The organism is Citrobacter sp. R56 (assembly GCF_016811995.1).
Classification (GTDB): domain Bacteria; phylum Pseudomonadota; class Gammaproteobacteria; order Enterobacterales; family Enterobacteriaceae; genus Citrobacter_D; species Citrobacter_D enshiensis.
Genome location: NZ_CP069159.1, coordinates 717,756 through 740,523, shown reverse-complemented (window position 1 = coordinate 740,523; position 22,768 = coordinate 717,756). Strand labels below are relative to the sequence as shown.

General features: G+C 56.7%; 24 protein-coding genes. 7 read left to right on the top strand and 17 right to left on the bottom strand.

All coding sequences use genetic code 11. The features are described 5' to 3' along the window. Positions 1–9: 9 nt before the first annotated feature. The 13 genes from JM656_RS03575 to JM656_RS03515 all read right to left on the bottom strand — a co-directional run bounded on the left by JM656_RS03575 (position 10) and on the right by JM656_RS03515 (position 11,063). Entirely contained in the window at positions 10–1,479 is a 1,470-nt protein-coding gene (locus JM656_RS03575) for an aldehyde dehydrogenase (RefSeq protein WP_203360036.1), read from the bottom strand. Positions 1,480–1,488: 9 nt separating this feature from the next. Continuing rightward, positions 1,489–2,259 carry an aspartate dehydrogenase gene (locus JM656_RS03570; protein ID WP_203360035.1) on the bottom strand — a complete coding sequence of 257 codons (771 nt, stop codon included), beginning with the start codon at positions 2,257–2,259 and terminating at the stop codon, positions 1,489–1,491. A gap of 9 nt (positions 2,260–2,268) precedes the next feature. Next, positions 2,269–3,063 carry an SDR family oxidoreductase gene (locus tag JM656_RS03565; RefSeq protein WP_203360034.1) on the bottom strand — a complete coding sequence of 265 codons (795 nt, stop codon included), beginning with the start codon at positions 3,061–3,063 and terminating at the stop codon, positions 2,269–2,271. Continuing rightward, positions 3,047–3,817: an alpha/beta fold hydrolase gene (locus tag JM656_RS03560; RefSeq protein WP_203360033.1), complete on the bottom strand. Its 771-nt coding sequence runs from the start codon at positions 3,815–3,817 to the stop codon at positions 3,047–3,049. The genes JM656_RS03565 and JM656_RS03560 overlap by 17 nt, the downstream gene beginning before the upstream one ends. 9 nt (positions 3,818–3,826) lie before the next feature. Next, positions 3,827–4,357 (bottom strand): cupin domain-containing protein, encoded by a 531-nt coding sequence (locus JM656_RS03555; RefSeq protein WP_203360032.1) that lies wholly within the window; start codon positions 4,355–4,357, stop codon positions 3,827–3,829. Between the two features lie 10 nt (positions 4,358–4,367). Then, positions 4,368–5,624: an MFS transporter gene (locus JM656_RS03550; protein WP_203360031.1), complete on the bottom strand. Its 1,257-nt coding sequence runs from the start codon at positions 5,622–5,624 to the stop codon at positions 4,368–4,370. Between the two features lie 26 nt (positions 5,625–5,650). Next, the gene (locus JM656_RS03545; RefSeq protein WP_203360030.1) at positions 5,651–6,838 is read right to left on the bottom strand and encodes an NAD(P)/FAD-dependent oxidoreductase; all 1,188 of its coding nucleotides are present in this window, start codon (positions 6,836–6,838) and stop codon (positions 5,651–5,653) included. Continuing rightward, positions 6,835–7,761 carry a VOC family protein gene (locus JM656_RS03540; RefSeq protein ID WP_203360029.1) on the bottom strand — a complete coding sequence of 309 codons (927 nt, stop codon included), beginning with the start codon at positions 7,759–7,761 and terminating at the stop codon, positions 6,835–6,837. Before JM656_RS03540 ends, JM656_RS03545 begins: the two co-directional genes overlap by 4 nt. An 88-nt stretch (positions 7,762–7,849) precedes the next feature. Further along, positions 7,850–8,638 carry an IclR family transcriptional regulator gene (locus JM656_RS03535; protein ID WP_203360028.1) on the bottom strand — a complete coding sequence of 263 codons (789 nt, stop codon included), beginning with the start codon at positions 8,636–8,638 and terminating at the stop codon, positions 7,850–7,852. A 14-nt stretch (positions 8,639–8,652) separates the two neighbouring features. Then, complete coding sequence (locus JM656_RS03530; RefSeq protein WP_203360027.1) at positions 8,653–9,402, bottom strand: SDR family oxidoreductase; 750 nt, start codon at positions 9,400–9,402, stop codon at positions 8,653–8,655. Further along, the gene (locus JM656_RS03525) at positions 9,402–10,424 is read right to left on the bottom strand and encodes an aromatic ring-hydroxylating dioxygenase subunit alpha (RefSeq protein ID WP_203360026.1); all 1,023 of its coding nucleotides are present in this window, start codon (positions 10,422–10,424) and stop codon (positions 9,402–9,404) included. Before JM656_RS03525 ends, JM656_RS03530 begins: the two co-directional genes overlap by 1 nt. Positions 10,425–10,434: 10 nt before the next feature. Further along, entirely contained in the window at positions 10,435–10,743 is a 309-nt protein-coding gene (locus JM656_RS03520) for a recombinase-like helix-turn-helix domain-containing protein (protein ID WP_203360025.1), read from the bottom strand. Beyond that, the gene (locus JM656_RS03515; protein ID WP_035892012.1) at positions 10,740–11,063 is read right to left on the bottom strand and encodes a non-heme iron oxygenase ferredoxin subunit; all 324 of its coding nucleotides are present in this window, start codon (positions 11,061–11,063) and stop codon (positions 10,740–10,742) included. Before JM656_RS03515 ends, JM656_RS03520 begins: the two co-directional genes overlap by 4 nt. A 415-nt stretch (positions 11,064–11,478) precedes the next feature. Between JM656_RS03515 and JM656_RS03510 the strand changes: the two genes are divergently transcribed. Then, entirely contained in the window at positions 11,479–12,690 is a 1,212-nt protein-coding gene (locus tag JM656_RS03510; protein ID WP_203361209.1) for an MFS transporter, read from the top strand. A 3-nt stretch (positions 12,691–12,693) separates the two neighbouring features. On the opposite strand, the gene speB is transcribed toward JM656_RS03510, so the two are convergent. The 4 genes from speB to JM656_RS22460 all read right to left on the bottom strand — a co-directional run bounded on the left by speB (position 12,694) and on the right by JM656_RS22460 (position 16,139). After that, positions 12,694–13,614: an agmatinase gene (gene speB / locus JM656_RS03505; RefSeq protein WP_162380198.1), complete on the bottom strand. Its 921-nt coding sequence runs from the start codon at positions 13,612–13,614 to the stop codon at positions 12,694–12,696. A 171-nt stretch (positions 13,615–13,785) separates the two neighbouring features. Continuing rightward, positions 13,786–15,762, bottom strand: coding sequence for a biosynthetic arginine decarboxylase (speA, locus tag JM656_RS03500; protein ID WP_203360024.1), 1,977 nt, complete (start codon positions 15,760–15,762; stop codon positions 13,786–13,788). Between the two features lie 8 nt (positions 15,763–15,770). After that, complete coding sequence (yqgB, locus tag JM656_RS03495) at positions 15,771–15,902, bottom strand: acid stress response protein YqgB (protein ID WP_162380248.1); 132 nt, start codon at positions 15,900–15,902, stop codon at positions 15,771–15,773. Between the two features lie 93 nt (positions 15,903–15,995). Continuing rightward, a complete protein-coding gene (locus JM656_RS22460; RefSeq protein ID WP_301699346.1) occupies positions 15,996–16,139 on the bottom strand; it encodes a hypothetical protein in 144 nt (47 codons plus the stop codon). A 413-nt stretch (positions 16,140–16,552) separates the two neighbouring features. On the opposite strand from JM656_RS22460, the gene metK reads away from it, so the two are divergent. The 6 genes from metK to gshB all read left to right on the top strand — a co-directional run bounded on the left by metK (position 16,553) and on the right by gshB (position 22,652). Next, complete coding sequence (gene metK, locus JM656_RS03485) at positions 16,553–17,707, top strand: methionine adenosyltransferase (protein WP_203360022.1); 1,155 nt, start codon at positions 16,553–16,555, stop codon at positions 17,705–17,707. A gap of 402 nt (positions 17,708–18,109) precedes the next feature. Beyond that, a complete protein-coding gene (galP, locus tag JM656_RS03480; protein WP_203360021.1) occupies positions 18,110–19,504 on the top strand; it encodes a galactose/proton symporter in 1,395 nt (464 codons plus the stop codon). 79 nt (positions 19,505–19,583) lie between these two features. Further along, positions 19,584–20,081 (top strand): SprT family zinc-dependent metalloprotease, encoded by a 498-nt coding sequence (locus JM656_RS03475; protein ID WP_192613440.1) that lies wholly within the window; start codon positions 19,584–19,586, stop codon positions 20,079–20,081. A gap of 94 nt (positions 20,082–20,175) precedes the next feature. Continuing rightward, positions 20,176–20,883, top strand: a complete 708-nt coding sequence (gene endA / locus JM656_RS03470; protein WP_203360020.1) for a deoxyribonuclease I — start codon at positions 20,176–20,178, stop codon at positions 20,881–20,883. 77 nt (positions 20,884–20,960) lie between these two features. Next, positions 20,961–21,692, top strand: a complete 732-nt coding sequence (rsmE, locus tag JM656_RS03465) for a 16S rRNA (uracil(1498)-N(3))-methyltransferase (RefSeq protein WP_203360019.1) — start codon at positions 20,961–20,963, stop codon at positions 21,690–21,692. 12 nt (positions 21,693–21,704) lie between these two features. Further along, entirely contained in the window at positions 21,705–22,652 is a 948-nt protein-coding gene (gene gshB, locus JM656_RS03460) for a glutathione synthase (RefSeq protein ID WP_203360018.1), read from the top strand. Positions 22,653–22,768 lie beyond the last annotated feature (116 nt).

The following is a 22,768-nucleotide window of genomic DNA, read 5'->3' as shown; positions in this document are numbered from 1 at the left end:
CACCCTTTCTCAGTCGCACCAGTGGTTGACGCTATTACCCGTCGCCAGATAAATGCTCTTTTGCTGCATCCAGGCCTTCAGCCCCTGAATGCCCTTTTCGCGGCCCAGACCGCTCTCTTTAAAGCCCCCAAACGGGGTCGAAATAGAGAAAACTTTGTAGGTATTAATCCACACCGTCCCCACCTCCAGCCTTTCGCTCAGGCGCAGGGCGCGGCCGGTATCACGCGTCCAGATGCCCGCCGCGAGCCCGTAGACCGAGTCATTAGCTTCGTGAATCAGCGCATCTTCATCGTGAAAAGGCATCGCCACCAGCACCGGGCCGAAGATCTCCTCCTGGCAGGCGCGAGCGCTGTTGTTCAACCCCTCGACGATCGTCGGCAGAAAGAAGCTGCCCGCCGCCAGTGCAGGATCCGCCGGGATCTCACCACCGCACAGCACGCGCCCGCCTTCCCGCTTCGCCAGCTCGACATACTCCAGCACATGCTGGCGATGCGCTTCACTAATCAGCGGCCCCACGTGCGTGTCGCGGTTGAAAGGATGGCCTACGCGCAGGCCGCGAGTTAGCTCCAGCAGCCGCGCCATCAGCGGGGCGTAAACCTGTTCGTGAATAAACAGCCGCGAACCCGCAATGCACGCCTGCCCGGCCGAACTAAAAATGCCGTAGCAGATGCCGCGCGCCGCCTGCTCGATATCGGCGTCTTCCAGCACGATAGTCGGCGATTTACCGCCCAGCTCCAGCGAAGTGGGGATTAACTTTTCCGCCGCCACGTGCGCCAGATGGCGACCGGTTGTCGTTCCGCCGGTGAAGGAGATTTTGCGTACCTTCGGATGGCGCGCCAGAGCGTCGCCGATCACTGAGCCTTTGCCCGGCAGCACACTCAGCAGGCCCGCTGGCAGCCCCGCCCGTTCGAAAATTCGCGCCAGCTCCAGCGCCATTAGCGGCGTGGCTTCAGCGGGTTTCAGGATCACCGCGTTACCCGCGGCAATGGCTGGGGCCACTTTTTGCATTTCGCTGGCAATCGGCGAGTTCCACGGCGTAATCGCCGCCACTACGCCGAGCGCTTCATAGCGGCTCAGCGTCAGCAGATCCGGCTGGCGCGGCGTCGGCAGTTCGCCTTCCAGCAGCTCACAGGCGGCGGCGAAATAGCGGGCGGTCGCCGCCGCACTCATCACCAGGCCACGCGCTTCCGCCAGCGGCTTGCCGTTGTCGCGGCTCTGCATGTGCGCCAGCTCATCGGTACGGGTTTCAATGTCATCCGCTACCTTGTGCAGGATCTTCGCACGCTGGTGCGGCAGCGCGTTGCGCCACGTCGGCTCACGCCATGCGCGGTCCGCGCACTCAATCGCTTCCTGCAGATCGTCAAGGCTTGCCGCGTGCATCGTGGCGTTGAGCGATCCGTCAGCCGGGAAGCTGCTTTGCATCATCTTTCCGCCGCCGTGCCGCCAGTGGCCGCCGATAAAAATCATTAATTCATCCATTTCAGCCTCTCAGCGCTGGACCAGCTCGCGGCAGGCGCGCACTGCGCTTAATGCCGCCAGGGTGGACGTTTTCGGGTTGCTGGCCAGCGGTAAGCCACTCAGTTCCAGATGAAATTCGCCAAACAAACCTTCAACGTGCAGGGTGTGGGTATTGCGTTTCGTGGCCGGGTCCACCATCAGCTGCACGCGGGTGTCATCCATTCCGATGCCGCCGAGCGCCACGGTTGCCGCCACGTTGGCATTAGCCGGAAACAGCCTGGCCGCCTCGCGGGCACTGCCTTCAAAGAAAATCTGCGCCTCGGAAACGGCGTTGAGATCGATAAGCTGCTCGGCGTAGCTGCCGCGCCAGCTGGCCGGGCTTTTACGCGACTGGTAGGTAACGCGCTCAAGCCCGCCCTCTTTCGCCGCCGCCAACCCGTCGATCCCCGCGACCGCGCCGCTCAGCAGCGTAAGCCTGCCGCTCGCGTTCAGCAGGCGCTGCTCCAGCGCGCTGTCGGCCAACGCCCCGGTAGAGATCACCGCCAGATGCCAGCCGCGCGCCAGTACCGCCTCGCCGTACTGCGCCACCGCCTGCTGACTGGCACACTCCAGCACCAGATCCGGCGTCTCAGCACAGTCCATTGGCGTGATCAGCGCTGTGACCGTGCCGCCAAACTGCTCGCAGATCGTCGCGTGGTGAGATTCACGCGCGACGATCCAACCGATAACCACCTGTGGCGGCAAACGTTCAATCACCGCCTGCGCCATTGCCCCATAACCGATTAACATGATCTTTTTCATGATGCTTCCTTACAGGTGACGGCAAAAACCGCCGGAGACATCCAGAGCGGCCCCGGTGGTAAATGATGCCAGCGGCGAGGCGAGGAATAACAGCGCCTGCGCTGGCTCCTGCGGTTTGCCCAGGCGGGCCATGGGAATACCGCGCTTGCGGGCGATATCCGCCGTCCACTCCGGCCAGCTCTGGTTTTTATCGGCGCGGTCAGCAAACCGGCGCTGCCACTGCCCGGACTCGACCATGCCGAGTAGAATTGAGTTAACGCGAATGCCTTTTTCCACCAGATCTTTCGACAGCGTCAGCGTCATATTCAGCAGCGCTGCGCGGGCCGCCGAGGTAGCAATCATGTGCTCTTCCGGCTGTAGCGCCAGCAGCGAGTTTACGCAGGTAATCGAGGCGATATCCGACTGCTCAAGCTGCGGTAAAAACGCCTGCACCGGGTTAATCACGCCGAACAGCTTCAGCTCGGCTTCATGCAGCCACGCCTCGCGCGGGGTATCGGCAAAATGCGCCACATAGCCCTGACCGGCGTTGTTGATCAACATATCTGCCGGGCCAAAACGGTCGTTCACCGCCTCGGCAAACGCCTGCACCTCTTCGGCTTTCAACACGTCGCAGCGCCATGAAAACACGTCGCCCTCGGGGTATTCGTTTTGCAGCGCCGTGTGGGCGCTGGCAAGGCGGTCCGGATCGCGCCCACAGAAAGCAACTTTCGCCCCTTCGCCCAGCAGCAGACGCAGCGTTTCAAAACCAATACCCGAAGACCCTCCGGTGACTACCGCGACACGTCCGTTAATTTGTGCATTCATCGCGCACCTCTTGTTTAATACGTAAAAGCTGTTGATTAAAAAACGCGTCGTTATCGAGATAACTGGCGTGCCCGGCCTGTGGAATAGCGGTGTACGGCATGCCGTAGCGCAGCGCCAGCCCGTGTACCAGCTCAGGCGGGGTGATGGCATCCTGCTCGCCGCACCAGACTTCAAATGCACCGCCGTAGATCCTGAGCCAGCCGTGAATATCATCGTGCGCCAGCATCCACGCGGCGGCGAGATAACCCTCGGCGCGCAGCCTGCCCATTCCGGCGGCAACGGTGGCGATATCTGCCTCGCGTGCGCCGGGGTGCAGTAGCTTCGCCGCCCGGGTTTGCGCGAGGATCTCGCCACCCAGCGCAATTTGCTGCTCGCGGCTGCGCCAAACTTTTTCGCGCTGCTCGGGCGTGCTCTGGCCGTAGCCCTGTGCGGCATCGGCCAGCACCAGGTGCAGCACGCGGTCGGGGTATTTCGCCGCAAACGCGCTGGCGACCAGCGCACCGAGTGAATGCCCCACCAGCACCGTCTGCCGAACGCCTGCGCTGTCCAGCATTGCCGCCAGCGCGTCGGCGTAATCCCCCGCGTTGGCCCGTGCAACATTAAGCATTGGGCTCTCGCCGTAACCGGGCATATCCCAGGCCAGCACGCGGAAGCCCGCCAGCACCATCTGCTTATGCCAGGAGGTCGCGCCGGAGCTGATACCGTGCAGCAGCATCAGCGGAATACCGCAGCCCTGTTCACGAAAACCCGTCATAGCGCCCCCTTAGCCCCGCTTCACTTTTGACAGAGGATGATCGGTCGGATAGGTCGGGATGTGCGGTTTCTGCGTACCCAGCATCACGCACATCAGCGCTTCTTCTTCGCCGTGGTTAAACAGCCCGCGATAAATACCCGGCGGTACAGAGATCAGATCGCGTTCGCGCAGCACGGTTTCGGTGTAGTTATCGCCGTCCTGAATCATCAGCGTGATCTGCCCTTTCAGCATGAAGAACACCTCTTCCACATCATCGTGCAGATGCAGCGGTCCTTCGCATTTTGACGGCAGCACCATGGTGGAGAAGGTGAAGTGCTCGGCGGGAACGGTATTGGCATCGGTTGCCACGCCCGTCGCGCCGGTGCCGATGTAGCGCATCTGCGCACGGCGATATTTCGGGTCATAGTCGGCCTGGAACTTCAGCGCGTTCCAGTCGTACTTGCGTCCTTCAAAGCGCGCAATGCGCGACTCGACCCACTCTTCCATGGTCAGATGGTCAGGTTTAATGCCCGGTTTTGCGGTTACGGTTGAATCAGTCATGACACTCTCCTCAGTAACGTTTCAGCAGCGGCAGTAACAGGACGCAGCCCACCGCCGCCATCACCGCCAGAAAAATCAGCCCGGAATCCATGCTGTGGGTGAAGGCGATAAGCACCCCCATCACCGCTGGCGACAGCGCACCCGCAAAGTTTCCCAGCCCGTTGAAGATACCGCCGGCGGTAGCGCTCACCCGCGGGTGGGTCGCCTTCGCCAACAGCGCAAAAATGTTGGGGGCGCCGGTTCCCCACATAAAGGTGCTAAAGCTCATCGCCGTGATGACAGCCAGCGGGGTATCCAGATGCATCACCACCGCCAGCCCAACCCCTGCGCCCGCCATCGAGATAAAGCAGGCCGCCGCGCGTTTATCGACGCGGTCCGACAACCATGCGCCGATCACTTCGCCCGCCAGCATGGCGATAAACGGCATCGATGAGAGCCAGCCGGCGTGTTCAAGATGGATGCCTTTGCCTTTGATCAGATAACCCGGCAGCCAGCCGTTGATGCCCCACAGATAGGTGAGAAAGGCGATGTTAAAGATGCAAATAATCCAGAAGTGCAGGCTGGCAAACAGCTCGCGCCGCGCCAAACGTCGCTCGTCTTGTGTCGCCTTCGCTGTGGTCGGCTTTGCATCCAGACGGATGCCCCGCAGGCCAATGCGCACGAAAATCAGTACCGGCACGGTGAGCATCGCCATCACAAAGAAAGTACTCTGCCAACCGAAAGTGTTGAGCAACCACAGGGAGAGCGGGAAGCCAATCGCCGCGCCAAACGGCGTGCCGAGCAGCCACAGCATGGTGGCCCGCGCCTGCAGGCGCTGCGGGAAGTTGTGGCGAACGATGGCGAAAGCCAGCGGAAACAGCGGACCCTCAGCAACACCGAGCAGGATGCGCAGCACAATCATCAGGGTGTAGTTGTGGGTAAAGCCCATCGCCACCATCAGCACGCACCACACCGCCATCATCCCGGTCAGCAAGCGCAGCGGCGCAATCTTGTCGCCAAGGCCACTCAGAAATACCGATGAAAAACCGTAGCTCAGCAAAAACGCACTCATCAGAATGCCAAGGCGCGTGGTGTCAAAATCAATGCCCATCGCCTGCTGAAAATGGCCGTCAGAAAACAGCGCGGCAATGCTGATTTTGTCGAAAAACGCCAGCAGTACACAGGCCAGCAGCGACAGCGGGATCGCCCAGCGAACGGCTTTTTCAGGCGTACGGGTCCCCTCACCGCTCGCCTCTGCGGGCGCGGTGTTCGTCTCGAATGTGGTCATTTATCCCCCCTAAGGGTGCGCGTCGGTTATCGCAATGACATCAGTGAAAAGGTCGGGTCGGCGAGCGGAACATCAGACAGATCCCGTCCAGCCGCCATCCAGCGTTTCGCCAGCTTCACGGTGCGTGCGTCATTGAACGCCACCAGCTGCGCCAGCCGTCCGTTACCGTCCAGCGAGAAGAAAAGCGTGTTCTCACGGACGATCGTTTTACTGTCAGGCTGTGGAATGCCGAGGATCTGAATGTTGTGCTGGTATTGATCCGACCATAGCCACGGCGCTTCGTCATAACCTGCGGCGTCTGCATTGAGCATCGCTTTTGCCGTCGCCACCGACTGATTCTGCGCAAAGGCCCAGGACTGAATGCACAGGCCGTACTGGTGATGCTGCGCCACATCGCCTGCGGCAAAAATGGCCGGATCCGAGGTCCGCCCCTGCGCATCGACGACGATCCCACGGTCGATGTGCAGCCCGGCCTCACGCGCCAGTTCCAGATTGAGATCGACGCCGATCCCCACCACGACTGCGTCATAGGTTTCACGCTGGCTGTCACAGTGGATCGTCGGCAGGCCATCGTTATCCTCCAGCTCCAGCGTGCCGCAGCCGGTACGGATATCCACGCCCTGTTCGCGGTGGACAGCCGCCAGGTGCGCAGAGACGTCGGCACTGACCGAGCGCATGCACAGCGCAGGCTGCTGCTCAAACAGCGTGACCGCTACGCCGCTTTTGCGCGCCGAAGCAGCAATCTCCAGGCCAATCCAGCCGCCGCCGATAATCGCCAGCGTTTTGCACTCCGCCAGACGCCCTTTCAAACGCTGGGCATCCTGCCAATGACGCAGCGTGTAAACCTGCTGATGCTGTTCCCACGCCGCCCCCGGCAGGCGCGCCCGTCCACCGGTGGCGATTAACAGAATGTTGTAACTAAGCTGTTCCCCGTTGCTTAACTGTACCGTTTTCGCCTCGCGGTGGATGGATTCCACCCGCAGCGGGCGATACCAGTTCAGGTTCAGCGCCTGTTGCGCCGCTTCACTGAACAGTCGCGGCAACGCCGCGTCCGGCTCCAGCAACGTGGCTTTCGACAGCGGCGGGCGCTCGTAGAAGTCCCACGCCTCTTCCGCGACGACGCAAATCTCGCCGTCAAAGCCTTCGTCGCGCAGGGTTTTCGCTGCCCAGCCACCCGCCTGACCGCCGCCGATAATGACAATGCGCGTTGTCATAGGGCCTCCGTTTTCTTCTGCTGGCGGCGCGTGTCATGATCGATACCGCCTTCCACCGCCCATTCGGTAAAGGAGACCAGCGAATGCTCCAGCTCGCGCGGCTGCCAGTTTTCCGTCAGATAGTCGTCGTTGGTGTAGTACTCAAACGCACCGCCGGTCGGGCTGTTGACATACCAGAAGTAGGCCGACGACACCGGGTGGCGTCCCGGCCCAATAAAGGTGCTCCAGGCATTCTTGTTCATGGCGATGCCGCCGCCGATCACTTCATGGATATCGCGCACGGTAAAGGCAACGTGGTTCAGACCGCGCTTACGGTTCGGCAGTTGCAGTAAGAAGAGGTTGTGGTGGCCGCCGCGTACGCCGCAGCGCAGGAACACCGCGCGATTGATATAGCGATCGGAAACCTGAAAGCCGAGCACGTCGCGATAAAATTTCTCCACCGCCGCCAGCTCTTCGACGAAGAACACCACGTGGCCGACGTTGATCGGCTCGGCGCGATCGTAAACCGGGCTCGGCGTGTCGATACGGCGGACGTCGCCCCACTGATTGATTGGCTCGACGTTCAGCTCAACCGGCACCTGCTGGCTCACCTGTACGCGCAGAGTCATACCGTTCGGATCGCGGCATTCCAGCGCGCCGTCCACTTCACGAAAACCCGGCTGCTGCGCCAGCTTCGGCCTTAAGGCTTCCAGTTCCTGCAGGCTGGCTACCGACCAGGTCATGCGACGAAGAGTGTTACCGGCTTCAAACGCAGGTGGCAGATCCGGGCTGTCGATCGGGCTCAGCTCCACGCGGGCGCCGCTTAGGGTGGTAAAACGCTGGCCGCTGGCGTCTCCCGTCAGGCCAAAATCACGCATAAATTTGGCACAGTGCGTCAGGTCGTCGACGCCAAATTCCAGCTTTTCAATTCCGATTACGCTCATCGTTCGTTGCCTCATTTACCGTTCATCACCCGAATTTGGGCGTAAAATATGCCCGACGCAGTCAAGCGCCTGGCGTTAATCTTTTGATTTAGCTAGCTTTCGAGAGATAGCCTAAGAAGCCGGAAATTTTGTCCGCCGCCAGGCTCACCTCGCTTTGCAGCCGTTCGCGATCGCTTTGCGGGATCTCTTCCGACGGCACCAGAATGCTCACCACGGCCGCCACTTTCCCACAGCGGTCATACACCGGATAAACGATGGAGGAGATACCGTGGCGGAAGAAGGATTCGCCAATCACGTAGCCACGCACCTTATCCTGCTGCACCATCTGCCACAGCGCTTCGCGGTCCTGCAACTGGCCCGGCGTGTTGCCCGGCAGGCGTTCTTGCGGGAACAGCTGTTCAAAATCGGCGCGGCTGAGGTCGGTCAGAAGCATGCGCCCCAGCGAGGTGCAGTGCACCGGTAAGCGGGTGCCGATGCTGACCTGGTTGATACGCGAGCCAGCGGCGCTGACACGGGCGATATAGATAATGTCGCGCCCGTCGCGGATCGCCAGATGGCTGCTGCACTGGCTGATGTCACGCAGTTGTTCAATCACCGGCTGGCCCACCTGAGCCACATCCAGCGAAGCAATGTATTCAAAGCCCAAACGCAGTACGTTCATGCCCAGCGAGAAGGTGTTGGTGCGCGCGTTACGCTCCAGAAAACCCATATATTCCAGCGTTTGCACCACCCGGTAGGCGGTGGCCTTCGGCATATCCACCAACCGGTGCAGCTCGGCAAAGGTCAGTTCGCGATGCTGCTCGCCGAAAGCCAGCAGCAGTTGCAATCCGCGCTCCAGCCCCGGCACCAGATATTTCACTTCCTGATCGTTTGCCATATCGACTCCGAAAATCAGTTAAAAACAAAGCCGCCGTTGACCGGAATCAGCTGTCCGGTGATAAAACGCGACAGATCGCTGAGCAGCCATACCACGCTGCCGGTCACATCATCCGGCTGCTGCGCCCCGGTGAGTGCGCGGCCGTTTTCATACAGTTGATGACGTTCAGCAGGCACGTACTCCGTCGCCTCAACGCGGGTCAGCCCCGGCGCGATGGCGTTGATACGGATGCGTTTTTCGCCCAGTTCGCGCGCCATTGAGCGGGTCATAGCAATCACCGCGCCTTTACTGGCGACGTAGGCCATCAGGCGCGGCGCACCCCATAGCGCGGTGTCCGACGCGACATTGACGATCCCCGCACCTTCTCGCAGCAGCGGTACTGCGGCGCGAGTCACCAGCCAGGTCCCCTTCACGTTCACGGACATCACTCGATCCCAAAGATCCGGATCGTAATCGATCATGTTTTTACCGCCGACGCCGGTCGCCATCGCCGCGTTGTTCACCAGGCCATCAATTGGCCCGCGTTCGCCAACGGCGGTGAATACCGCGTCTATTGAGCCAGCATCCGCCAGGTCGATAACGTGTGATTCAATCACGTAGCCCTGCTCGCTTAACTCGTGTGCACGTTCCACCAACTCACCTTTCAGGATGTCGCACATCACTACCGCCGCCCCCTGTTCCGCACAGGCTTTGGCGAAGTGGTAGCCCAGGCCGCGCGCAGCGCCGGTCACCACTATGCGTTTACCGTTTAACAGCCCATTCATCAGGCGACTCCCTGCTGCTGTTCGCGGACTGCCAGTTGCTCTTTGGCCAACTTTTGCATCATCCGGCGCAGGCGGGAAAGACCAACGTCATGCTGATAGAGATACTCATGTTCACGGGCGTTCGGTGCCATGCTTTCCAGCACCACGCGGTCCTGCTCAAGTACTTCCCAGTGCAGTTTTTCCAGACGGTTGCGGTACATAAAGCGCCACATATCGCGCTGCCAACCCTGCACGCGGCGGATACGCCAGAAGAAGACGCGACAATTGTCGTTATCTTCCGGCACCACCATGCCGACGATAAAGAAGTGCCCGCCCGGCCCAAAACGCTTCTTATACGGAATGGACAGGCGCATCCAGAAGGTGCCGCTGTTGCCCAGTTCAACCCAGTCAAAGTTGATGCCGCTCTGGCCTTTTTTCTCAAAGATAAAGCCGGTTTTAGTCGGCTGTAACACCATGTCGGCTTTGCGGTCGCCTTCCGCCATCGAGTGCGATGAAGAGTGCAGATAGGTACCGTGCATCGGGTCCATCACGTTTTCCAGCGCATACTGGTAGTTACATTTCCAGGCCGCAGTACACAGGAAGTTGCTGTAGGTTTCCGTATCGGCCAGCTCAGCAGGGAAGCTCAGCGCGTCCGGCTGCTGATCGGCAGTCACGCCAAACCACAGGAAGATGGCGCCGTGCGCCTCCTGGACGTTGTAGCTGCGCACACACTGCTGGCCCACCAGCGGACACTTGTCGACAGCGGGGACATCTTTCACTTCGCCGTTGCCAGCCACTTCAACGCCGTGATACCAGCAGGCAATGCGGTCGCCGAGATTCCAGCCCATCGACAGGCGCGCGCCCCGGTGCGGACAGCGGTCTTCCAGCGCCTGTACCTGGCCGTCTTTGTTACGCCAGACCACGATCTGCTCGCCAAGACGAGTGATGCCTACCGGCGCAGACTGCACTTCCCAACTGGCCAGCACCGGATACCAAAGACCGCGCAGGCCTTTATCGAGATAGTTTTGTACGGTTGTCGTCATCGCCTTGCCCTCAGTAGCCGTTAACCTGTAAGAATGCTTCGAAGCTGGCATCGCTCCACGGCTCGCCCTGCTGGTCGTGCATGCGTACCGCGTTCAGTCCTTTCACCAGCTCCGGTAGGGTTTCGGCCCCTTGCTCAAAAAGATCTTCCAGCGTGGCGATAAGGTTCACTTCCCAGTTTTCCGGCATGCGACTGCGGGTTTGCCAGATCAAGTTCTGGTAATCACCCGGCTTATGGATTGCGCCGTTGCCACCTTCTGCGGGCGGGGTAAACTGGCGGCTTTCCGGCAGTGCCGGGTTAAAGTTCGGGGTGTCGCTCATGCCACGGTCTCCTCGATAAACGTAATCTGGATCTGGTTTTCAAATACCCGAACCGGGTAGCGGTTAAGATTGCGGCCGCCGGGGCCGTGCAGGCACTGCCCGGTTTTGACATCGAAAACCGCTTCGTGCAGCGGGCACTCCACTTTGCCGTCTTCCACAAAACCCTGGCTCAGCAGCGCATAGGCGTGGGGGCATACGTCTTCCAGCGCGTAATATTCACCGTCAATTAAATAAACGCCGATCTCTTTGCCTTCGACGTTGCCGCTAAAAGGGAAATCTTCCTGTACTTGTTCTGCGTCACATACGCCTATCCAGCTCATCGCGATCCTCCAGGCTTTTGTTTCATATATAAAACTCTGTTTCTTATTTAATACGGTCAATATAAAAGCGATGAATGTTTCGTCAAGCACAAATGTGACTGATTTGTTAATTGATGTGCAGTTAATTAGCTAAGTGTGCAAACGATCACGAAAAAATGCAGCGATATGAAATTTTCATTATTCAGGCGTGAATAGATACGCTTACTGATGGTCTCTTATTTTGAATAATAGATATTGACTTCTTTTCTTTTTACTCCTTAAAAATAATAAAACCGAGCAAACACAGAGTTTCACCTGTGAAACTAAAATTTATTTTATTGTTTATAAACAAAGAGTTTCACAGGTGAACCATTTTAGTTGCGTGACAATCACATCGATAAAAATATAAATAAACAGAAAGATTAAGGCGGGCATGATGACAGTAAAATGGCAAGGAACAATAGCACTCTTGTTGCTAATTATTATCTCCTACGTTGACCGGGTGAATATCTCGGTAATGATTTTAAATCCGGAATTTGCCGAACATTTTCAGTTAAATGAAAACAGAATGTTACAGGGAATGCTGATGACATGCTTTCTTCTGGGTTATGGATTCTCCGCTTTATTATTAACTCCAGTTATTGAAAGCAAATTACATTACCGACAGGGATTATTAAGCAGCATCGCGATTTGGGCTGTGGTTTGCGCCATCTCACCTCTGTTAGGGTCGTTAATGGGGATGCTGATTGCCAGCATGATTTTAGGTATTGCCGAAGGGCCGCTCTTTTCGCTCAAAACGCGTTTTATCAGCGATAATTTTCTCCCCGAGGAGATTGGTAAACCCAACGCCGTCACCGCGCTGGGTGTTTCTCTGGGGCTGGCTGTTGGTTTTCCGCTGGTGACCTGGCTGATGGAACATCTGGGATGGGCAGGATCATTTTACGCGCTGGCGGTGATTAATCTGGTGCTGGGCGGCGGATTAATCTGGCGTTTTCTGCCTGCGCCTCACAGCACAGTGAAGCAGGAAAAGCCGGGGTTTGTGCAGACCTTCACCCTGGCCTGGCAGACGCCGCTGCTGGGCTGGATCCTGCTGGTTGAGATCGCCACGCTGAGCTATCTGTGGGGCAGCAGCGCGTGGCTTCCAGCCTGGCTGCGCGATGAACACCACTTCTCGCTGCACGCCGTCGGTTTCCTGGCGGCTATTCCATTCCTGCTGAGCCTCGGCTCAAAATTCCTCGGCGGCGTGCTGCTCGACAAAATGCGCCCTGAGCAAGCGCCGGTTCTGTTTGTCGTCGGCGGACTGTTCACCGCGCTTTCGGTGCTGGCGCTGATGCTCAGCCAGCAGGCCGCCTTGCTGGCGCTGTTTATGCTGTTGGCAAATATCTTCTGGGGATTACAGGGCGCAGCCATTCCTGCCGTCGTGCAGCACCATGCCGCGCGGGAAGCGGTGGGCAGCGCCTATGGGATCATTAACGGCATTGGCAACATTTGCGCGGCGTTTATTCCGCTGCTGATGGGCGTGGTGATGAAATCAGTGGGTTCGGTCAGTTCCGGCTTTTCGGTACTGGTGGCGTCGCAGGTTATCACGCTGTTGGCAGGAGGGATGCTGCTGCTGCGCATGCGTCGCGCAGCAGCAGTGAGCGTCTGAGGCTTATTCGCCTTTTTTCGCCGCCTGGATGTAGAGCATTTCCAGCGCCAGGGTTGCCGCGGCCAGCGCGGTGATTTCAGACTGATCGTAAGCCGGAGCCACTTCGACCACGTCCATACCGACGATATTCAGATCTTTCAGACCACGCACCAGCTTAATGGCGCGATCGGTGGTCAGGCCGCCGATCACCGGTGTGCCGGTGCCAGGCGCAAAGGCCGGATCCAGCGCATCGATATCAAACGTCAGATAGACCGGCATATCACCGACAATCTGCTTCACCTGCGCGATGATGTCGTCCACGCCACGATCGTTGACCTGGCAGGCATCCAGCACGGTAAAACCGTTGTCTTTGTCGAACTCGGTACGAATGCCGATCTGCACGGAGTGGTTCGGATCGATCAGACCTTCGTTCGGCGCGGTAAAGAACATAGTGCCGTGGTCAAATTCACAACCGTTGGCGTAGGTGTCGGTATGCGCATCAAAATGCACCAGCGCCATTTTGCCAAAGTGTTTCGCGTGCGCGCGCAGCAGCGGCAGCGTCACGAAGTGGTCACCGCCAAAGGAGAGCATGCGTTTACCGGCGGAAAGCAGCTTTTCTGCGTGCGCCTGTAATTTCTCGCTCATTTCGCGGGCATCGCCAAACGCATACACCAGATCGCCGCAGTCCACGACGTTCAGGCGTTCGCGCATGTCGAAGTTCCACGGGAAGCGGTTGTGCTCCCAGGCCAGGTTGGTCGATACCTGACGGATCGCCGCCGGACCGTGACGACCGCCCGCGCGACCGGACGTCGCCATATCAAACGGAACGCCGGTGATCACCCAGTCGGCGTCGCTGTCGTACGGCTGGAAGTTCATCGGAAGGCGTAAAAAACCAAACGCGTTAGATACCAGAGAGTTATCGTACTGATGACCTAAAGTGCTCATGTCCTGACCTCTTATAAAATCACTGTAAAAAAAATCCCCTCCGCGTCGTTAGGCCCGACGAGGAAGGGATTGATTTGCATATCACGTATTGGGCGTAATTATCGCCGTTAAATTGCTCAGGTTCAAGTGAACCGTAGGCCCGGTAAGCGCAGCGCCACCGGGCACGAGCGGTTACTCGTCTTCCAGATAGGTGTACCCGTACAGTCCGGCTTCAAACTCTTCAAGGAACTGCTGTTGCAACGCATCGTCCAGATCGGTCTGTTTCACCTGATCGCGGAAATGGGTCAGCAGCGTGTTCGGATCCAGCTGTACGTATTGCAGCATGTCCGCCACGGTATCGCCTTCATCAGACAGTTCAACTTCTACGCTGCCGTCCGGGAAGACAAACACATCAACCGCTTCGGTATCACCGAACAGGTTATGCATGTTGCCGAGGATCTCCTGATACGCGCCAACCATAAAGAAGCCGAGCATCGGCGGATTCTCAGGATCGTATTCCGGCATCGGCATGGTGGTGGCAATACCGTCACCGTCGATGTAGTGATCGATCGCCCCATCGGAATCACAGGTGATATCCAGCAACACCGCACGACGCTCTGGAACCTGATCCAGCCCTTCCAGCGGCAGAACCGGGAATAACTGGTCGATACCCCAGGCATCCGGCATTGACTGGAACAGCGAGAAGTTGACGTACACTTTGTCCGCCATACGTTCTTGCAGTTCGTCGATAATCGGGCGATGTGCGCGGTTTTGCGGGTCCAGCTGTTTCTGCACTTCGTGACACATGCTGAGGTAAAGCTGTTCTGCCCACGCACGTTCCTGCAGGCTAAAGGTCCCGGAAGAGTAACCGACGTGGATATCGTGCAGGTCCATCTGGCTGTCGTGCAGCCATTCACGCAATGAGCGACGGGTACCCGGTTCGTGCATCTCCTGCCAGGTTTCCCACATGCTTTGCAGCGCGCGCTGAGCATCTTCGCCAGGCGCCGTAGGTTCGGTGTATTCGTTACGCTCAACGCCGATGATGTTGGAGACCAACACGGTATGGTGTGCCGTCACCGCACGCCCGGATTCGGTGATCACCGTCGGATGCGGCAGGCCGTTCTCTTCGCAGGCATCGCCAATCGCCCAGATGATGTTGTTGGCGTATTCATTCAGGCCATAGTTAACGGAACAGTCAGACTGCGAGCGGGTTCCTTCGTAATCCACGCCCAGACCGCCGCCGACGTCGAAGCACTGAATATTGACGCCCAGCTTGTGCAGTTCAACGTAGAATCGCGAGGATTCACGCACACCGGTCGCGATGTCGCGGATGTTCGCCATCTGGGAACCGAGATGGAAATGCAGCAGTTGCAGGCTGTCCAGACGCCCGGCTTCACGCAGGGTTTCAACCAGTTGCAGTACCTGGGTCGCCGCCAGGCCGAACTTGGATTTTTCACCGCCTGAAGACTGCCATTTGCCGGAGCCTTGTGACGCCAGACGCGCACGCACGCCCAGACGCGGGATCACGTTCAGACGCTCGGCTTCATCCAGAACAATGGCAATTTCCGACATCTTCTCAATGACCAGATAGACTTTATGGCCCATCTTCTCGCCGATCAGCGCCAGACGGATATATTCACGGTCTTTATAGCCGTTACAGACAATCACGCTACGGGTCATTCCGGCATGCGCCAGAACCGCCATCAGCTCTGCTTTAGAGCCCGCTTCCAGTCCCAGCGGCTCGCCGGAATGGATCAGCGATTCAATCACCCGACGGTGCTGGTTAACTTTGATCGGGTAAACGAGGAAATAGTCGCCGTTGTAACCGTAGGATTCACGCGCACGTTTGAACGCGGCGTTAATCGAACGCAGACGGTGTTGCAGGATCTGCGGGAAGCAGAATAATGCAGGCAGACGCTGGCCTTGCGCTTCGCGCGCTTTTACCAGTTTGGCAAGATCAACGCGCGCGTCGGGGACGTCCGGGTCCGGGCACACACTGATGTGTCCCAGTTCATTGACGTCGTAGTAGTTATTGCCCCACCAGGCAATATTGTAAGTACGCAGCATCTTGCTGGCTTCCTGGGAACTCATTGCAACCTCCTGCATGGAGCGTAGTACACCCTGTCCGCCTGCTGACGAAAGCGAACCCATAGAAATGTCGTCAGACATAGCGAACCTCAGATTTTATTAACAAGTGTAAAACAGTTGACTACTATCGCAGTCCGAAGACGCGATAACAACCCATAAACAGGCGGATTTTCCAGCGGATAGTGCTGACGCTCCGACTGCGCGACCGGTTTCTTTTTCATATCATTGTAAAACACGTAACCGAACTTAAGCATGACGGTTCGGCGAAACCACGAGAAAACTCTTGTTTAACCAAGAGCGCCCTTGTTCAGTCCTTAGTTGCCGTAACCGGCCCTGGAGTCCTGAGAAGCGCCGAGATGGGTATAACATCGGCAGGTATGCAAAGCAGAGATGCAGTATGTGGGGGACATTCGTACACCAGAACGGTGCGACTGATTCAGCAGAATACAACGGTTCATTATCTCGTATCACCTCCACGGTCGCTCCGCACGGAACGAACCCACAAGCCAAAGCAAAAGTTTTAGCCCGGCTGGAAGTGGCAACACAATGAAAACGTCGTGTGCTGTATGAGCCGCGCGCCGCGTTTTATACCGACATGAGAGGTAAAAAGCAAAACATAAATGCGCACATTGCCATCACCGTCAGGAAAAATTTCCAGCTGTGTTTTCAACGCAATGAGGCTTTACTCAAAAAAAGCTGGAAATCAGGTGAACAAGTAACCTAAAATAGCCATCCAGATGTTAATCCATCCATACTGATTAACACTCAGACTGCCAGTGTCACTAACCTGCAGGCCTTGGTAGAATCTTCGGCTATGGCTACCCCGCACAACAGTTTGAGCTAAACAAATTCTCCTTAGGTGAAATTAAACATGGCAAAACACCTTTTTACGTCTGAGTCCGTTTCAGAAGGGCATCCTGACAAAATCGCTGACCAAATCTCTGACGCCGTGCTGGACGCTATCCTGGAACAGGATCCCAAAGCACGTGTCGCATGTGAAACCTACGTTAAAACCGGTATGGTTTTAGTTGGCGGTGAAATCACCACCAGCGCCTGGGTTGATATCGAAGAGATCACCCGTAATACGGTGCGCGAGATTGGCTATGTGCATTCCGACATGGGTTTCGACGCGAACTCCTGCGCAGTGCTGAGCGCTATCGGTAAACAATCCCCGGATATCAATCAGGGTGTTGACCGTGCCGACCCGCTGGAACAGGGCGCTGGCGACCAGGGCCTGATGTTTGGCTACGCCACCAATGAAACCGAAGTGCTGATGCCAGCACCGATCACCTACGCACACCGTCTGGTGCAGCGTCAGGCTGAAGTGCGTAAAAACGGCACCCTGCCGTGGTTACGTCCGGACGCGAAAAGCCAGGTGACCTTCCAGTATGACGACGGCAAAATCGTCGGTATTGATGCCGTGGTTCTGTCCACTCAGCATTCCGAAGATATCGACCAGAAATCCCTGCAAGAAGCGGTGATGGAAGAGATCATCAAACCGGTTCTGCCGAGCGAATGGCTGAGCGCGTCCACCAAATTCTTCATCAACCCAACCGGCCGTTTCGTTATCGGTGGCCCAATGGGCGACTGTGGTCTGACGGGGCGTAAAATCATCGTTGATACCTACGGCGGCATGGCACGTCACGGCGGCGGCGCTTTCTCCGGTAAAGATCCGTCTAAAGTTGACCGTTCTGCAGCCTACGCGGCGCGTTATGTGGCGAAAAACATCGTCGCTGCGGGCCTGGCTGACCGTTGTGAAATTCAGGTCTCCTACGCTATCGGCGTGGCGGAACCGACCTCCATCATGGTTGAAACGTTTGGTACTGAGAAAGTCCCTTCAGAGCAACTGACTCTGCTGGTGCGCGAGTTCTTTGACCTGCGTCCGTACGGCCTGATTCAGATGCTGGATCTGCTGCACCCGATCTACAAAGAAACCGCAGCTTATGGTCACTTTGGTCGCGAACATTTCCCATGGGAAAAAACCGACAAAGCGCAGCTGTTGCGTGATGCCGCCGGTCTGAAATAATCCTCTGACTGAACGCTTCTCAAAGGCCAGCCTCGTGCTGGCCTTTTGCTTTTCTCATACCGCCTTCCCCCGCTGTTATCCATTCCGGTTATCCGTATTTATCCTTCCACAGACCAAGAAATGGAAGCGATTACATTTGATTTTATGTTATTAAAACTGGATTAATACTTCACAACAGTCATACACGCATTGTCGTTACATTGATTTTCGGCATTATCTTAATGCCGGGTAACACCCCATGTTACATGATTATTAAATTCACTATTTTTCATATAATTAAACAATACACTTGGTGAATGTTAGTGTAACCGATTACACCAATGTGATTAACCTCACATATTTTTACGGCGTACTCACCTACCCTTACCATCAACAAAATTGGCAACCCAATCGGAGGGCTTTATGCCTGACACTAAAAAACAGGGGCGTTCCAACAAGACGATGACATTTTTTGTCTGCTTTCTTGCTGCCCTGGCTGGATTACTTTTTGGCCTGGATATCGGTGTTATCGCCGGTGCGTTACCCTTCATCACTGACGAATTCCAGATAAGCCCGCACACTCAGGAATGGGTGGTAAGCTCGATGATGTTCGGTGCCGCTGTCGGTGCCGTCGGCAGCGGTTGGCTCTCTTTCAAACTGGGTCGTAAGAAAAGCCTGATGATCGGGGCGATTCTGTTTGTGGCGGGTTCGTTGTGTTCTGCCGCCGCGCCTAACGTTGAGATCCTGATCCTCTCCCGCGTGCTGTTGGGTCTGGCCGTCGGTGTCGCCTCCTATACCGCTCCGCTGTACTTATCCGAAATTGCGCCGGAGAAAATTCGCGGCAGCATGATCTCGATGTATCAGCTAATGATCACCATCGGTATTCTGGGGGCGTATCTCTCGGATACTGCCTTCAGCTACAGCGGTGCATGGCGCTGGATGTTAGGCGTGATCATTATTCCCGCCATTCTGCTGTTGATTGGCGTGTTCTTCCTGCCGGACAGCCCGCGCTGGTTTGCCGCCAAACGTCGCTTCGTGGATGCAGAACGCGTCCTGCTGCGTTTGCGTGATACCAGCGCAGAAGCCAAACGTGAGCTGGACGAAATCCGCGAAAGCCTGAAGGTGAAACAGAGTGGCTGGGCGCTGTTTAAAGAAAACAGCAACTTCCGCCGTGCCGTCTTCCTGGGCGTGCTGTTACAGGTGATGCAGCAGTTCACCGGGATGAACGTCATCATGTACTACGCGCCGAAAATCTTTGAACTGGCGGGCTACACCAACACCACTGAGCAGATGTGGGGGACCGTTATCGTCGGTCTGACCAACGTTCTCGCGACCTTCATCGCCATTGGTCTGGTCGACCGCTGGGGTCGTAAACCTACGCTGACGCTGGGCTTCCTGGTGATGGCTATCGGGATGGGTACGCTGGGCACCATGATGCATATCGGTATCCATTCGGCCTCTGCACAATACTTTGCCATTGCCATGCTGCTGATGTTTATCATTGGCTTTGCGATGAGCGCCGGTCCGCTGATTTGGGTACTGTGCTCTGAAATTCAGCCACTGAAAGGCCGTGATTTTGGTATCACCTGCTCTACGGCAACCAACTGGATTGCCAACATGATTGTTGGCGCGACATTCCTGACCATGCTCAACACGCTGGGCAATGCAAATACGTTCTGGGTGTACGCCGGTCTGAACCTGTTCTTCATCATTCTGACCCTCTGGCTGGTTCCGGAAACCAAACACGTCTCCCTGGAGCACATCGAACGTAACCTGATGAAAGGTCGTCGACTGCGCGAAATCGGCGCTCACGATTAATCCGCTACCGCTTCCTCCCGCAGTCGGGAGGAAGCTTCCCCCTTGCAGTCCCCGCCCCCTCGCACTATTCTCTGCCGTTATGAAAACCGTCCGTCTCCCTATCGCCATCCAGCAAGCCGTCATGCGCAGCCTGCGGGAAAAGCTCGCCCTGGCTAACCTGAAACTGGGTCGTGACTATCCGGAACCCAAACTGGTCTATCAGCAACGCGGTACCGCTGCCGGAACCGCGTGGCTGGAAAGTTATGAAATCCGCCTTAATCCGGTGCTATTAACCGAAAATGTCGATGCGTTTGTGGACGAAGTCGTCCCGCATGAACTGGCGCATTTACTGGTGTGGAAGCACTTTGGTCGTGTTGCGCCGCACGGCAAAGAGTGGAAATGGATGATGGAAAACGTACTTGGCGTGCCCGCCAGACGCACTCACCAATTTGAGCTGCAATCCGTTCGTCGCAACACCTTTGCCTACCGCTGCAAATGTCAGGAACATCAACTCACCGTGCGTCGCCATAACCGAATTGTGCGCGGCGAAGCAACTTACCGCTGCGTCCATTGCGGCGAACCGCTCGTCGCACAATAACATTCAGAATTATCAGGAACTTTTCTGATCTGACTGATTGCATACAGGAACAACTTTCGTTACGTTGCGAGCTCGATTTAACACGGAGTTCGTGATGTACCGTAATCTCACTTTTGCAGTGGCGTTTCTGGCAACTGCTCTCTCAGGCCCGGCGCTGGCCGAAGGCATTAACAGTTTTTCTCAGGCAAAAGCCGCTGGCGTCAAGGTCAATGCTGACGTACCCGGCGACTTCTACTGTGGATGCAAAATTGACTGGCAGGGTAAAAAAGGTGTCGTAGACCTGAACTCCTGCGGTTATAAAGTGCGCAAAAATGAAAACCGCGCCAGCAGAATCGAATGGGAACACGTGGTGCCCGCCTGGCAATTTGGCCACCAGCGTCAGTGCTGGCAAGAAGGGGGGCGTAAAAACTGCGCCAAAGACCCGGAATACCGCAAGATGGAAAGCGACATGCATAACCTGCAACCGGCGGTCGGTGAAGTCAACGGCGATCGCGCTAACTTCATGTACAGCCAGTGGAACGGCGGCGAAGGCCAGTATGGACAGTGCGCGATGAAGGTCGATTTCAAAGAGAAAGTGGCTGAACCGCCAGCGCGCGCACGGGGTTCGATTGCCCGTACCTACTTTTATATGCGCGATCAATACAACCTGAACCTTTCCCGCCAGCAGACACAACTTTTCAACGCCTGGGATAAGCAATATCCGGTCACCGACTGGGAATGCGAACGCGACGAACGCATCGCCAGAGTACAAGGGAACCACAACCCGTACGTGCAACGCGCTTGCCAGGCGCAAAAGAGCTAACCTACACTAGCGGGAATAATTGTTAACCCAACCCCCACGCGACTCGCTTGCGTGGGGAGATACGCGGATTTTAAACCATGCGCATTCCCCGCATTTACCACCCTGAACCTCTCTCTTCTGGCAGCCAGATTTCACTGTGCGAAGATGCCGCCAACCATATCGGTCGCGTGTTACGCATGGGTCCGGGGCAGGCTTTGCAACTGTTTGACGGCAGCAACCAGGTCTTTGATGCCGAAATAGCCAGCGCCAGCAAAAAAAGCGTGGAGGTGAAGATACTCAGCGGTGAATTCGACGACCGTGAGTCCCCGCTGCATATTCACCTCGGACAAGTGATGTCACGCGGTGAAAAAATGGAATTCACTATCCAGAAATCAATAGAACTGGGTGTAAGCCTCATTACGCCACTTTTTTCTGAGCGCTGCGGCGTTAAACTGGACAGCGAACGTCTGAATAAGAAGCTCCAGCAGTGGCAAAAAATCGCCATTGCCGCCTGTGAACAGTGCGGTCGTAATCGGGTGCCGGAAATTCGTCCGGCCATGGATCTGGAAGCCTGGTGTGCAGAGCAAGATGAAGGGCTGAAGCTGAATCTTCACCCGCGCGCCAGCGCCAGTATCAACACGTTACCGCTGCCGGTTGAACGTATTCGTCTGTTGATTGGTCCGGAAGGCGGGCTGTCGGCAGACGAAATTGCCATGACCGCACGCTACCAGTTTACTGATATCCTGTTAGGACCTCGCGTTCTGCGTACTGAGACAACTGCGCTCACCGCCATTACCGCGCTTCAGGTGCGATTTGGCGATCTGGGCTAACGGAGAAGAACAATGATCAAGCTCGGCATCGTGATGGATCCCATCGCAAGCATCAACATCAAGAAAGATTCCAGCTTCGCTATGCTGCTGGAAGCACAGCGCCGCGGCTACGAACTTCATTATATGGAGATGGCCGATCTTTATCTGATTAACGGTGAAGCCCGTGCCCGCACGCGTACCCTGAGCGTCGAGCAGAACTACGACAAATGGTACGACTTTACCGGCGAACAGGATCTGCCGCTGGCGGATCTGGACGTCATTCTGATGCGTAAAGATCCGCCGTTTGACACTGAGTTTATCTACGCCACCTATATTCTGGAACGTGCAGAAGAGAAAGGCACGCTGATTGTGAACAAGCCACAGAGCCTGCGCGACTGCAATGAAAAGCTGTTCACCGCCTGGTTCTCCGATCTGACGCCAGAAACGTTGGTCACCCGCAACAAAGCGCAGCTGAAAGCCTTCTGGCAAAAACACAGCGATATCATTCTCAAACCGTTGGACGGTATGGGTGGCGCGTCGATCTTCCGCGTGAAGGAAGGCGATCCCAACCTCGGCGTGATTGCCGAAACGCTGACCGAACACGGCACCCGCTACTGTATGGCGCAGAACTATCTGCCCGCTATTAAAGACGGTGATAAGCGCGTACTGGTGGTGGATGGCGAACCGGTGCCGTACTGCCTTGCGCGTATTCCGCAGGGCGGTGAAACCCGCGGTAATCTGGCCGCTGGCGGCCGTGGCGAACCGCGTCCGTTAACGGAAAGCGACTGGGATATTGCCCGTCGTATTGGGCCAACGCTGAAAGCGAAAGGGCTTATTTTCGTCGGTCTGGACATCATTGGCGACCGTCTGACCGAAATTAACGTCACCAGCCCAACCTGTATTCGCGAGATTGAAGCAGAATTCCCGGTCTCGATTACCGGTATGCTGATGGACGCGATTGAAGCGCGTCTGCAGAAGTAAGCCGTTTGCAGGATGACGACCTTTGTAGGCCTGATAAGCGTAGCGCCATCAGGCATTAAAACACCGATGCCGGATGGCGACGCGAGCGTCTTATCCGGCCTACGGTAGTGACATCC